Here is a 13,057-nt window from a genome sequence, read left to right as displayed (position 1 = left end):
CGGTATCATGACATTCATGCTCAAATGGAAGTGGCCGATCGTCACGGCCTGGATCGTCGCCGCGATCGTGCTTCTCTCCATCATGCCGAATATCGGCCAGCTTGTGCGCGATAAAGGACAGATCGGCGTGCCGGAGGGCCATTCGTCCACCCAGGCCAGCCGATTGCTCAAGGCGATGGGGGAGACGGAGGAAGACAAAAGAATGTCCGTCATCCTCGTGTTCAATTCCAAAGATAAATTGACGGACCGGCAGATGGCCGACATCGAGCAGGGGCTAGCGAAGCTGGAGAGCGAGAAGGACCGGATCGGGCTCGTGTCCCTGCAGACGCACGTGAACTTCCCGGAGGCGAAGGAGCAATTGCTCTCCTCGGACGGCACGACGGTCATGGCGATCGGTTCCCTGAGCCTGGAGGACCGGACCAAGGAAGAGGCTCGCAACAGCTTGTCCGATGCGCTGGAGAGCATTCCCGTCGCTCATTACCTGACCGGACCGGCGCTGATCAACGAGGACTTCACCAAGACGACGCAGGAAGGCGTCAAGAAAACGGAGATCGTGGCGGTCATCTTCATCGTCGTCGTGCTGATTCTTATTTTCCGCTCGCCGGTGACGCCTCTGATCTCGCTTCTCACGGTCGCGCTATCGTTCCTCGTCTCCCTTGGAATCGTCACTCAGCTCGTCGACAAGCTTGATTTTCCGTTCTCCGGGTTCACCCAGATCTTCCTCGTGCTGGTGCTCTTCGGCATCGGCACGGATTACAACATCCTGCTGTTCATGCGGTTTAAGGAAGAGATGGCCCATCGGGAATCCAAGGTAGAAGCGATCGTTCATACGTACAGGACGGCGGGGAAAACGGTGCTCTACAGCGGGGCGGCGGTGCTTATCGGGTTCTGCGCGCTCGGGCTGGCGGAGTTCGGCTTGTTCAAGTCCGCGTCCGCGGTCGGCATCGGGGTCGGCGTGCTGCTGATCTCCCTGTTTACGCTTCTTCCCGTTCTTATGGGACTGCTTGGCAGGCGGATTTTCTGGCCGTCGAAGGCCATGGAAGGGCACTCCGAGAATCGGGTCCTCTCGGCGATCACCGGCTTCGCGGTCAAACGGCCGATCTGGGGCATCCTCATCACGCTGGTCGTCGCGGTTCCGATCTCGTTGTTCTATTCTGGGCAGCTCAGCTATAACTCGCTGGACGAGGTCAACGATTCATATCCGTCCGTCAAAGGGATCCATGTCATTTACGACCATTATTCCGCGGGCCAGGCGATGCCGGCGACGCTTGTCCTGAAGACGGACGAGGAGATGGATACCGCCGGGAATCTCGCCTTTATCGACAAGGTGACGGAACGGCTCTCCAAGGTGGAAGGCGTGGACAAAGTGTACAGCGCGACGAGGCCGAAGGGGGAGAAAATCCCGGAGCTCTACACGGCCAACCAATCGCAGAAGCTGAGCGAAGGCATTCGGCAAGCGAACGACGGAATCGGAACGATCCAGGACGGCCTCTCGAAGGCCGCGAGTCAGGTCGGGTCCATCCCGCTGGATGAGCTTGGCAAGGCGGATGAGCTGGTCGCCGGCACGAAGAAGGTGCAGACGGGAATCGACCAGTCCGTCGTTGCCCTGAACAAGATCGCCGCGGGAATCGATCAGGGGACGGCGGGGGCCGGAGAGCTGAAGAAGGGGCTGACGGACCTGCGCTCCGGCCTCTCGAAGCTCGGAGACTCGACCGGAACGCTGGCGACCGGCCTTCAGGCGATCTCCGGCGGCTACAGCACCTTGTACGGCCAATACGGAGGCGTTCAGAAGTCGGTCCAATCGCTGGTTCAAGCGGCGGAGGCTATGAACGGCTCGATTGCCAAGCTGGAACAGTCCGAATCCGGGCTGGCGGACAACGCCGATTTCGCGGCTCTCAAGAGCTCGGCGGCGACGCTGTCGTCGCAGCTCGCCAAGCTGAGCGAGGGCATCGGGACGCTGAACGGCCAGTTCAGCACGGCGAACGGCAAGCTGGCCCAAATCCAGCAAGGGCTGAAGCAGATCCAGTCGGGCCAGGATCAGCTCGAGCTCGGCGCGAAGAAGCTGGAGAGCGGGGCGAGCTCGCTCCATGACGGACTGAGCCAGGCAAGCTCGGGCCAGAAGGCGGTGACCGGCCGGATGCCGGCCCTGTCCGAAGGGCTGGCCGCTATCGAACAGGGCCAGGCGAAGCTGAACGAAGGCCTCGATACGCTCTCCGCCAATCTGCCTTCTCTGGAGAAGGGGCTGAAGGACAGTGCGGCCGGTCTGCGGAAGGTCTCCGACGGGCTGGCGAGCACGACGGATTATCTGGACGAGATGTCCGGCACAGGCGAGGCGGAGACCTTCTTTATACCGGAGGAAGTGCGGACGGGAGCGGAATTCGCGCAATCGCTGAACATGTACATGTCGGACGACCGGCATACGGCGAAATGGTCGATCGTGCTCAAGGACGACCCCTATTCGACCGCTGCGATGGACACGGTCGACCGGATTCATGTCGCGTATGAGCAGTTGGCCAAGGAGAGCGGCTTGTCCGGCGAGGAATACGGGATCGGAGGCGTGGCATCGCAGAACCTGGATCTGAAGGATGTCTCAAGCGGCGACTTTACCCGCACCGCCGCGATCATGCTGACCGGCATTCTGCTCGTGCTGCTCCTCATCTCCAGGGCGTTCTGGCTGCCGGTCGCGGTGATCGCTTCGCTGGTGCTGGCTTATTACACGGCGCTTACTTCCACGGAGTGGATCTTCTCGGCGTTCACCGAGCACGCCGAGCTTGCCTGGACGATTCCGTTTTTCTCCTTTATCATGATCGTAGCCCTTGGCGTCGACTACAGCATTTTCCTGATCATGAGATATCTGGAGTATGGGGATCGGAGTCCTCGGCGAGCGATTCTGGAGGCGATGAAGCATACCGGGGGCATTATTCTCTCGGCGGTCATCATCCTCTCCGGCACGTTCGCGGCGATGTACCCGTCGGGCGTGCTGACGCTGGTGCAGATGGCGACGGTGGTCATCATCGCCTTGATGCTGCTCGCGTTCATTTTCCTGCCGCTGTTCATACCGGCGGTGGTGGCGATCACCCATAAATCCGAGCCGGCGTCCGAGCCGGCGTGAGGAGGAGCGTCCCCATTGCGGCGTTCTAGACTGTATAAGCTGCTCGGAGCGGCGGTCGTCGTCGGCGCGCTGCTCTGGTTCGATCTTCATTATCTGAAAATAACGCCGGAATCGCTGAGGAACTGGATGCTCTCCTTCGGGTGGATCGCGCCGGTCATCTACATCGGGTTGTTCGTCGTTCGTCCCTTCACGCTGTTCCCCGCGTCCGTCCTGAATCTAGCGGGCGGGCTGGCATTCGGCACCGGTTGGGGAGTCGTTTACACGATCGTGGGCGAGCTCCCCGGCGCGATTCTGTCCTATCTGCTTGCCCGACGAATGGGCGGAGGCCTGCTGCGTGGGCTGGAGGACGACCCGCGGCTGCAGAAGCTGGAGAACGCGATGAAGCGTCGAGGCTTCCCGATCGTGCTGCTGCTTCGGCTGGCGCCTTTCGTTCCGTTCGATCTGGTCAGCTACTCGGCCGGACTGGCGAGGGTGCCCCTTCGCGCGTATACGCTCGCCACGTTCATCGGCGCGCTGCCGGGAACGTTCGCTTACGCCTTCCTCGGCGCCAGCCTGACGCACGGAAGCTGGAGAGAAATCGCGCTCGCCGCGATCGTGTTCGCCGTCGCGATGGTCGTTCCTCTGCTCTTCCGTTCCCGCGTGGAGAAGCAGGTGGAAGGGGAAACCGCCGCCCCGGCGGCCCGAAAGCGGGCGAAGGCAGCGAGATGAGAGCAAGAACGAAGGAGCCGTCCTCCGAGAAATCGGAAGATCGGCTCCTTTGTTATGCTATTAAAGGGTATACAGCTCGATCCCGATCGTGCCGTACGGATCGACCGGCAGGTCGAGCAGCGTCTGCGGAATGACCCGGCCGTTATAGCGGAGCTGCAAGCCGACGCCTCCCGTGACGGGAATCCCGGACACCGAGGCGATAAAGCCGTTCGGGCCGATGGTGACAAGCCCGGTCGACTGGAGCGCTTGGCGGATCGTTAGGCCGGGGTAGTAGAAGGCATACGTCGACGTTGTCGTTCCGGGGTAAGCGAAGCCGCCGTTGACCTGAACGATGACATAAGCCGGTGTCTGTACCGGCGTCGCCGCGGGCAGAAAGCCGGGGATCGGAACGGGAATCGGAAGCGGGATCGGAACCGGAGGTCTCGGCGGTCTTGGCGGTGGCGGAAAAGGACCGGGAGGTCCCGGCGGTCTTGGCGGCGGCGGAGGTCCCGGAGGTCCTGGCGGCCTCGGCGGTGGAGGCGGCCCTGGAGGTCCGGGCGGTCTGGGCGGCGGAGGCGTCGGTCCGGCACCAGGACCAGGTCCGTGACCGGGTCCATGACCGGGCCCATGCCCAGGCGTTACGGGTTTAGGATCCGGCCCGGGCCCGTGCCCAGGCGTTCCAGGTTTAGGATCCGGACCGGGTCCCGGCCCGTGCTCCGGTTTATGTTCATGTCCCGGCTCTGGGCCGGGTTCAGGTCCGGGTCCTGCTTTGCCGCCGCCCGGCTTCAGCAGCCCGCCAAGCATTCCCCCCAGCTTGGCTCCCGGAGCCTGAATCCGTTGGTTCTCCGGAATAACCCACCACGGAATCTGGCGAACCGGAGGCTTCCGCTCCTCCGGGCTTCCGCTCAGATGAAGACGTACCTTAGCGGCCCTGGGCCGTCTCTTGGCAGATCCATTCTTCTGCCCTTGGGAAGACGGCTTAGCGCTCGAGGCGATACCTAAGCGTCTCAGAAGCGAACGCTCGGTCAATGAGCGAGATTTCGGCATCTCGGCTCCCCCTTCTTCGTTGTGTAGGCATAACACACCTTTATTGCACAATATGCGTTTGCCCATCCGCAGGTGCGGAGTCGGGAGAAGCCTCGGAAGGTAAAAAAAGGGGGCTTGCGGATCGGTCCGCAAGCCCGTTCAAGAGATATATTAATGAAAAGGGGGGTCATGTATGTATCATAACCCGTGAATGTGAAAGGACCATGAAAGCCTTATTACGATTTGATTACAAACGATGGATTAACCCTCCAGCCGCGAATCCGGACAAAAAAAGGGGGCTCGCGGAAACGGTCCGCAAGCCCAATGGAGATATATAAATGAAAAGGGGGGTCATGTATCTACTATAACGCCGGAAGATGAAGGGTACATGAAAGCCTGATTACGGTTTGATTACAAGTTGGCCGGGACAATGGCAAATGCCTTTGGGACGGTTACCATGGCGACCGGGCGATCCGAAGGAAGCCCATCACGTTGTCGCTGCAAGCGGCCAGCGCCGGAACCGCGCGGTCCATGCACGTCTGCAGATCGGACGGCTCGGTTATAAGGGCGAAGCAGCCGGCGAACAGCTCTCTAAGCTCCAAGTAATCCGCGCCCAGGCTTCCGGAGATCAGGATGGCCTTGGCTCCGTGTTTCTTGGCAAGCGTGGCCGCATAATAGGGCAGCTTGCCGTAGGCGGATTGCCCGTCGGTACGGCCTTCTCCCGTGATGACCCAATCGGAGCCGGCTATCCTGCTCTCGAGGCCGGCCATTCGGTCGATAAGCTCGGCTCCCGGGGCCAGAGTAAAGCCGAGGGACAGCAGAGCGAAGCCTAAGCCGCCGGCGGCTCCGGCTCCCGGAACCTCATGCAGCGCAGGCCGCCCAAGCTCGCGTTCGACGAGACCGGCATACCCGAGAAGTGCGCGGTCCAGCTCTGCCGCTTGCTCCGGGGTAGCTCCCTTCTGAGGCCCGAAGATGACGGAAGCGCCTTCCGGACCGCATAGAGGATTCTTGACGTCGCAGGCTGCGATCAGCTCGCACTCGGCCAGACGAGGATCGAGACCGCCGAAGTCTACGGAGACGGCTTGTCCCACATCCCTGCCATAGCCCGGAAGAAGATCGCCGTCGGCATCGCGGAACCGAACGCCCAGTTCGCTTAGCATGCCCATGCCGCCATCATTGGTAGCGCTTCCGCCAAGTCCGACGACAAGACGCCTAAGGCCTTTGTCCAGCGCTTGCTTTATCAGCTCGCCCAAGCCGCGCGTCGTGGTATCGTACGGATTGCGCTTCTCCTTCGGAACCATGGGAAGTCCGGCGACGTTCGCCAGCTCGAATACGGCCGTGTCTCCGCCGATGATACCGAATTGAGTATCGGTCTCATCCCCGAGAGGACCGGCGGCTTTCGTGTCGATGAGCTTGCCGGATGCGGCCGTCACGAGCGCTTCGACGGTTCCTTCTCCGCCGTCGGCGACGGGGATGACGTCGATCTCGGCGTCCGGAAAATGCTTGCGGATCGAATCGGAAATAATATGGCCGGCTTGCAGGGATGTCAGGCTTCCTTTGAATGAATCGGGTACGACGACAAAACGCGGCATGAGCGCGGCCTCCTAATGGGATCGGCAAGGCGAATGAGTACTGTTCTAATCAAACGCATGACCCCGTTGCGTCCGACCGTCGGAGAACGCCGGCAGTCCATGGGGCTGCCGGACGCTCGTCTTCTCCGCGGCCTTCTTCACTAGCTTAACTTACACCTGCTTACTCCTGCTCCTGCTCGCGCATCCTCGTCATCTGCTGCCAGACGGATCCGGCGGCTTCCTCGCCGTTCTCGATGCGCGCGACGGCCATCTCGGCCTGAAGCCGAACTTCGAATTCCGGCTCGGAGGCGGCTACGCGCTTAAGAGCCTCCAAGGCCGTCTCGTCGCCGGCCTCGTAGAGAAAGCGCGCGGCGCGCCAGCGGACGAGCTTGTTCGCGTCCGACAGCGCCGCAACCATCGGTCCGATCGCGGCGGGATCGCCGATATCGGACAAGGTGTCGCCGGCGGTCCGCCGAACGGCCGCCGACGAATCCTTTAGCGTGCCGAACAGGTACGGCAGCGCTTCCGGGGTGCGCAGGTCGCCGAGATAGACCACGGCGAGCCTGCGCACCGACATGTGCGCGTCGCGCACGGCCTGCGCCAGCAGCGGAAGCTGCTCGGCGTCGGGCTTCATGCGGGCAAGAGCCGCATAGCGGTCTTGCCACTCGGGCGCGCGCAGCCGCTCGGCGAGCTCCTCGCGCGAGAGCGGAGCCGGCGGCTCGGGCGGCGCGACCTCCGCCGCGCCGCCCGCCGCCGAAGCGGCTTGCGCCTGCGCGATCAGGCTGCGCAGGCGTTCGTCGGTATACGCGGCGTCCAGCTCGCGCTTCACCTCTTCCAAGATCTCTTGCGGCTCGCCGTAGCGAACGCCGAACTCCTCGAGCTTGCGCTCGCGGATCATCGTCGATCCGGCAGCCTCGCCGACCGCTTGCGCGAACTTGTCAGGCAGCGCCGCCCGCGCTTCCTGACCGCCGTACCGCACCCGGATCTGCATCGGGATGCCGCGGTACATCTGAACGAGCACGAACGCTTCGCCGAAGCCGGTCGCCTCCACTGCGGTAGCGGCCGCCGCGTCGGCGCCGCCGGCTCCGAACAGCTCGCGGACGGCGCCGAGGATGACGGCCCAGTCCTTGTTCGCCCGGCGATCCACGGCAATGAAGTCCGAGGCGCGGAACACGCTTTTGACCCCGTCGATCTGCAGCAAGCGGAGGAAGAACGGCGGCACTTGGTCGCGGCGTTCCAGCGTGTACGTATGCCGTTCGGACATCGGCAGCTTCTCGTCTATGTTAAGCTTCATGGAATTCGGGCTTGGCGTCGGCTCGATGGACAACAATCTCATGGTTACCCCTCCTGCGAACGAAAATTAATCTTCACCTCTATACAGTAACTCAATTCGCGTTCCACTACCAAATTTTCTAATAACAATAACAATTTTCTTGCCGTCGAATACCCTTGTTACGTTGGTACATTCGCTCCTTTCCTGATATAGTAGGAATGAATAGATCTTCGGAGGGATTACATGGGCAAAAATCGCTTCGGCAACCTCGATTCCGACGGGGCCGTGCGAGCGGGCAGACACCGCATCATGCGCTGGGGACAAGAACGAATGGTCCGTCAGGTTCGACAACATGCCAAAGACTATTCGACTTGCATTCCGAACGTTTATCCCGATCTGCCGTTTCTGCAGCAGAATAGAACCGAGCCGTCCATTACCTGGATCGGCCATTCTACCTTTCTGATTCAGATGTCCGGCCTTAATATCGTGACCGACCCGGTCTGGGCCAGACGCATGGCTATGCAGAAGAGGCTCTCGCCTCCGGGTATCGCGCTTGAGGACATGCCGCCCATCGACGTCGTTCTCGTCTCTCATTCCCACTATGACCATCTTCACGTTTCTTCCTTGCGCCGGCTTAGCGGAGCCAAGCGGCTGTACGTTCCGGCGGGATTGAGCAAGAAGATGCTGCGCAAGGGCTTCCGACAGGTCGACGAACTGAACTGGTGGGAAGAGGTCTCTTTCCACGGCGTCAAGTTCACCTTCGTTCCTGCCCAGCACTGGGCTCGCCGCAACCTATGGGACACGAATCATTCCCACTGGGGAGGCTGGGTGATCGAGTCCGCCCATAGCCCGACGATTTACTTCGGCGGCGACAGCGGCTACTTCCGCGGGTTCGAGGAGATCGGCCGCCGCTTCGATATCGACGTGGCCCTGCTTCCGATCGGAGCTTACGATCCGGAATGGTTCATGTCCGAGGAGCATATGAGCCCGGAGGAAGCGCTGAAGGCGTTCCTCGACGTTCGAGCCAAATACTTCGTGCCGATGCATTACGGCTCCTTCAAGCTGGCGGACGACACGCCTCAGGAGGCGTTGGACCGGCTGGAATCCGAGCGGCAGCGGCTGGCGCTCCCGCAGGATCAGATGTTCGTGCTTCAGCATGGCGAGTCCATGAGATTTTATAGCCGGCAGGCAAGCGATAATCAATAGCAAAGGATGGATCGAATTACATGATTAGTACGAGTAATATCAGTCTTAGATATGGCAAGCGTCCTCTGTTCGAGGACGTCAACATCAAGTTCACGCCGGGCAACTGCTATGGCTTGATCGGAGCGAACGGAGCGGGCAAGTCGACGTTCCTGAAGATTCTCTCCGGCGAAGTCGAGCCTTCCTCCGGCGAGGTTCACATCACCCCGGGGGAACGCCTCGCGGTCCTGAAGCAGAACCACTACGAGTACGACGAGTTCCAAGTTCTCGAGACCGTCATCATGGGCTACGAACGCCTGTATAAGGTCATGAAAGAGAAGGACGCCATCTACGCGAAGGCCGATTTCTCCGACGAAGACGGCATGCGCGCAGGCGAGCTGGAAGCGGATTTCGCCGAGATGAACGGCTGGGAAGCGGAGAGCGACGCGGCGGAAATGCTCAACGGCTTGGGCATCACGACGGAGCTTCACGACAAGAAAATGGCCGAGCTGGGCGGCAACGAGAAGGTTCGCGTCCTGCTGGCGCAAGCGCTGTTCGGCAACCCGAACATCCTGCTGCTTGACGAACCTACCAACCACTTGGACCTTGAGTCGATCGAATGGCTGGAGAATTTCCTTGCGGGCTATCAAGGCACCGTCATCGTGGTCTCCCACGATCGCCACTTCCTGAACCAAGTATGTACTCATATCGCGGATATCGACTTCGGCAAGATTCAGATGTACGTGGGCAACTACGACTTCTGGTACGAGTCGAGCCAGCTCGCCCTGAAGCTGATGCGCGACCAGAACAAGAAGAAGGAAGACAAGATGAAGGAGCTGCAGGAGTTCATCCAGCGCTTCTCCGCGAACAAGTCCAAGGCGAAGCAAGCGACGAGCCGCCGCAAGATGCTCGACAAGATCTCGCTGGACGACATCAAGCCGTCGAACCGCAAGTATCCGTTCATCAACTTCAAGCCGGAGCGCGAAGCGGGCAAGCAGATCGTAACCGTCGACAACGTCTCGGTCACGATCGACGGCGAGAAGATTCTGGACGGCGTCTCCTTCGTCGTGAACAAGGGAGACAAGATCGCCCTCGTCGGCCCGAACGGCATCGCGAAGACGACCCTGTTCCAGGTTCTCGCGGGCGAGATCGTTCCGGACTCCGGCTCGGTTACATGGGGCGTAACGATTACCACGGCTTACTTCCCTAAGGACAACAGCGCCTACTTCGACGGCGTCGACCTCTCCATCGTCGATTGGCTGCGCCAATATTCGAAGGATCCGGACGAATCGTTCATCCGCGGCTTCCTCGGCCGCATGCTGTTCTCCGGCGACGAAGCGCTGAAGAAAGCGTCCGTCCTGTCCGGGGGCGAGAAGGTTCGCTGCATGCTGTCCAAGATGATGCTGACCGGCGCGAACATGCTGCTGCTCGACGAGCCGACCAACCACTTGGACCTCGAATCGATCACGGCGCTGAACAACGGCTTGGTCGACACGGAAGAGACGATGATCTTCACGTCGCATGACCATCAGTTCCTGCAGACGATCGCGAACCGCATCATCGAGATCACCCCGAACGGCGTCATCGACCGGATGACGACCTACGACGAGTACCTCGAGAACCCGGAGATCAAGGAGCTTCGCGCTCGCATGCTTCCGGCTTAATTCTTCTTCGAAGGCTAAACAGGATTTCGCATTTGGAACCCCAGCCCCTCTTCAAGCGAAGGGCTGGGGCTCTTTTTGTCTGCTATTCTCCTTCCCTATCACTGAAACTTTCCTGAAAAATCCGTCGTCTAGTATCAAAAGGGAGGGATTGCCATCATGAAACATACGAGTTTGATCTTCGTGGTCATAATGATGCTGCTAGCGGCTTGCGGCCGCGACGCGAAGGAGTCCGTGCGGGAGGACGCCTATCCGGCAACGAATGCCGAGCCGAAAGTGACGGTAAGCCGATTCGCCGATTTCGGATCGATTAACAAGAAGGTATACGGGACATTCAACGATTCGCAAACCATAACGGCATTCGAGGAGGCAATTGCGACAGCGGAACCGATTCCGGGGTTGCTGGACGTTGCGTTCGCGGATTACGATGTCGTGATCGAGCGAGCAGGCGTTCCTAACGCGATTCACTTGTGGATCGATCAGACGGCCTCGGAGAATACATATGGCATGTTCATGTACGCTAACAATACGGGGACCGGGTACAACCTGACGAAGGAAGCGACGACGAAGCTTTACGGGCTTATTCACGGGATCGAATACACTTCGGATGCGGCTGCAAAGAATGGCGATGTAGTGATTGGACTTAGCGGGACGAAGAACGCGGACAAATGGACGCAATTCGTAGCTAACGTGGAAGCGAAGAAGCCGGATGATGTCCAAGTGATTCAATTTACGATCGAAGGAGATCCGATTTTCTACGATTTGACCTACGACGGCAACGCCATCCGATATCAACTCGATACGACTCACGATGCGTTCGGAAGTCCGCGGAAGCTCATCGATTACTGCGGTGAAGTGAGCGCAACGTCAACGGATGAGGGGAAGGAATACCGTCTCAAGGCATGCGGGGCCAATAAGGATGAGACGAACGATACGTTCTCCATCCGGATTTAAGCGATATGCAAATTATGGAAACGATGAAACCGAACCCCCGCCACATAACGCTTCTTGTCCTTTTTAACTAGTTGAGAAGTGGCTCTTATTGCCCAGAGATGCAGGACGTGCTAAGAACTCCGTCTCATGGAAAGCTGGGCTTGTCTCCCTATAATGAAGGTGGGCAAGACGGTATAGCCCCATCTTCACGAGATTACAGGAGGACGAGAACATGAGAAGAAGCTTGATGATCGCCGTGGCGGCGTCGATGCTGGCAACGGCCATTCCGGCGGCAGCGAGCGCTGCCGTCAAGGAGGGCTCGGCCCAGATCGTCTCCTCGGTCAGCTTCCGTACCGCCCCCAGCACTTTATCCGAGGTTATGCGTTATTTGAAAACAGGCGAGAAGGTCGCGGTGCTGGAGAAGACGAACAGCTACTGGTATAAGGTGCGCGACACTTCCGGCCAGGTCGGTTACGTCTCTTCCCAGTCGGCTTACCTGAAGCTGATTACCGCCCCGACGGAGACGGCGGACAGCGCAGCGAACGCCGTGATCGTAGCCAGCGTCAACTTCCGCAAGGCTCCTTCCGCGTCGGCAGACCAAATTCGATATTTGCAGAAAAGCGAGCAGGTAACCGTGACTTCGCAGGTGAACAGCTACTGGTACGCGGTAACCGACTCGAAGGGAGTGTCCGGCTACGTCAGCGCATCTTCGTCTTACATTAAGCTGACGGGATCGGTCGCGGGCGGCGGCTCTTCCAGTTCGACAGGCTCCGGCACCGCGACGGGCAACGGCACCGCGACGGGCAACGGCACCACGACGGGAAATGGCTCGACGACCGGAAACGGCTCCACGACGGGCAACGGCTCATCGACGGGATCGAGCTCCTCGGGCTCCAGCTCCTCTACCGATCTCTCCGCCAAGGCGGAGGCGGTCATCGCGGCCGGCATGGCTTACCTCGGCACGCCGTATGAGTACGGCTCGGATCGCAATACGACTGCCACGTTCGATTGCTCCGACTTCGTGCGCCAGGCGTTCAAGGACGCTCTGGGCATTACGCTTCCGTCGGATTCCGCTTCGCAGGGCGCATACGTTCGCGAGCATTCCGCGGTGACGACCGACTGGAAGCAGCTGAAGCGCGGCGATCTGATGTTCTTTATGGACTACAAGGGGACAAGCGCCTCCCTGTACGCGAACAAATCGCCGTTCAAGACGAAGATCGGCCATGTCGGCATCTATCTCGGCGACGGCAAAATCCTTCAGACTTACTCCAAGGAATCCGGAGGGGTCCGAATCGATACGATCGCAGGCCGTCATTGGGAATATCGCTTCCTGTACGGAGGCAGCGCCCTCTAAGATTTCCGAGACTCGGCTGGCACTTACAGGTTCCCGCAAGCCGTCTTCCCTTTCCTCAGGGGAGACGGTTTTTTGTCGCCCGGCGACGCGATGCGACTTCGGAAATCGTTTTCCAAGTGGTTACATTACCGTTCATAAGAGGTTACAATCCGCACAATTTCCCGAGATTTGAAGATTTATAATAATGTTGCATTCCATCTTTTGGCAGAAGGGAGGGGGTTGCGTAGATCTCATGGCAACTCATTCGAAGACAGGAGG

General features: G+C 59.8%; 9 protein-coding genes. 6 read left to right on the top strand and 3 right to left on the bottom strand.

Annotated elements, in window-relative coordinates:
• Positions 1-7 precede the first annotated feature (7 nt).
• A complete protein-coding gene (locus ELR57_RS08575) occupies positions 8-3,112 on the top strand; it encodes an MMPL family transporter (protein WP_126958603.1) in 3,105 nt (1,034 codons plus the stop codon).
• Positions 3,113-3,127: 15 nt separating this feature from the next.
• Entirely contained in the window at positions 3,128-3,820 is a 693-nt protein-coding gene (locus tag ELR57_RS08570) for a TVP38/TMEM64 family protein (protein ID WP_126958602.1), read from the top strand.
• A 60-nt stretch (positions 3,821-3,880) separates the two neighbouring features.
• Here the strand turns inward: ELR57_RS08570 and ELR57_RS27825 are convergent, their stop codons facing one another.
• The 3 genes from ELR57_RS27825 to ELR57_RS08560 all read right to left on the bottom strand — a co-directional run bounded on the left by ELR57_RS27825 (position 3,881) and on the right by ELR57_RS08560 (position 7,732).
• A complete protein-coding gene (locus ELR57_RS27825; RefSeq protein ID WP_158629968.1) occupies positions 3,881-4,846 on the bottom strand; it encodes a hypothetical protein in 966 nt (321 codons plus the stop codon).
• 431 nt (positions 4,847-5,277) lie between these two features.
• Positions 5,278-6,417, bottom strand: coding sequence for a glycerate kinase (locus ELR57_RS08565; RefSeq protein ID WP_126958601.1), 1,140 nt, complete (start codon positions 6,415-6,417; stop codon positions 5,278-5,280).
• A 160-nt stretch (positions 6,418-6,577) separates the two neighbouring features.
• Positions 6,578-7,732: a conserved virulence factor C family protein gene (locus ELR57_RS08560; RefSeq protein ID WP_126958600.1), complete on the bottom strand. Its 1,155-nt coding sequence runs from the start codon at positions 7,730-7,732 to the stop codon at positions 6,578-6,580.
• Between the two features lie 180 nt (positions 7,733-7,912).
• Here ELR57_RS08560 and ELR57_RS08555 point away from each other — a divergent pair, with 180 nt between their 5' ends.
• From ELR57_RS08555 to ELR57_RS08540, 4 genes are all read left to right on the top strand, one after another.
• Positions 7,913-8,875 carry an MBL fold metallo-hydrolase gene (locus tag ELR57_RS08555; protein WP_126958599.1) on the top strand — a complete coding sequence of 321 codons (963 nt, stop codon included), beginning with the start codon at positions 7,913-7,915 and terminating at the stop codon, positions 8,873-8,875.
• 20 nt (positions 8,876-8,895) lie between these two features.
• Positions 8,896-10,515, top strand: coding sequence for an ABC-F family ATP-binding cassette domain-containing protein (locus tag ELR57_RS08550; protein ID WP_126958598.1), 1,620 nt, complete (start codon positions 8,896-8,898; stop codon positions 10,513-10,515).
• Positions 10,516-10,671: 156 nt separating this feature from the next.
• The gene (locus ELR57_RS08545) at positions 10,672-11,466 is read left to right on the top strand and encodes a DUF4362 domain-containing protein (RefSeq protein ID WP_126958597.1); all 795 of its coding nucleotides are present in this window, start codon (positions 10,672-10,674) and stop codon (positions 11,464-11,466) included.
• 211 nt (positions 11,467-11,677) lie between these two features.
• Positions 11,678-12,799 carry a C40 family peptidase gene (locus ELR57_RS08540; protein WP_126958596.1) on the top strand — a complete coding sequence of 374 codons (1,122 nt, stop codon included), beginning with the start codon at positions 11,678-11,680 and terminating at the stop codon, positions 12,797-12,799.
• Positions 12,800-13,057 lie beyond the last annotated feature (258 nt).

It is taken from the genome of Cohnella sp. AR92 (assembly GCF_003990975.1).
Lineage (GTDB): Bacteria > Bacillota > Bacilli > Paenibacillales > Paenibacillaceae > Cohnella.
Note: the sequence above shows the minus strand (reverse complement) of the source record. Positions and strands in the feature narration are given on the sequence as shown.

What these genes read in the sequence shown, in the direction of transcription:
- ELR57_RS08575 (WP_126958603.1), top strand. Translation starts at nt 8, where the DNA reads ATGACATTCATGCTCAAATGGAAGTGGCCGATCGTCACGGCCTGGATC.
- ELR57_RS27825 (WP_158629968.1), bottom strand. Translation starts at nt 4,846, where the DNA reads ATGCCGAAATCTCGCTCATTGACCGAGCGTTCGCTTCTGAGACGCTTA.
- ELR57_RS08565 (WP_126958601.1), bottom strand. Translation starts at nt 6,417, where the DNA reads ATGCCGCGTTTTGTCGTCGTACCCGATTCATTCAAAGGAAGCCTGACA.
- ELR57_RS08560 (WP_126958600.1), bottom strand. Translation starts at nt 7,732, where the DNA reads ATGAGATTGTTGTCCATCGAGCCGACGCCAAGCCCGAATTCCATGAAG.
- ELR57_RS08555 (WP_126958599.1), top strand. Translation starts at nt 7,913, where the DNA reads ATGGGCAAAAATCGCTTCGGCAACCTCGATTCCGACGGGGCCGTGCGA.
- ELR57_RS08550 (WP_126958598.1), top strand. Translation starts at nt 8,896, where the DNA reads ATGATTAGTACGAGTAATATCAGTCTTAGATATGGCAAGCGTCCTCTG.
- ELR57_RS08545 (WP_126958597.1), top strand. Translation starts at nt 10,672, where the DNA reads ATGAAACATACGAGTTTGATCTTCGTGGTCATAATGATGCTGCTAGCG.
- ELR57_RS08540 (WP_126958596.1), top strand. Translation starts at nt 11,678, where the DNA reads ATGAGAAGAAGCTTGATGATCGCCGTGGCGGCGTCGATGCTGGCAACG.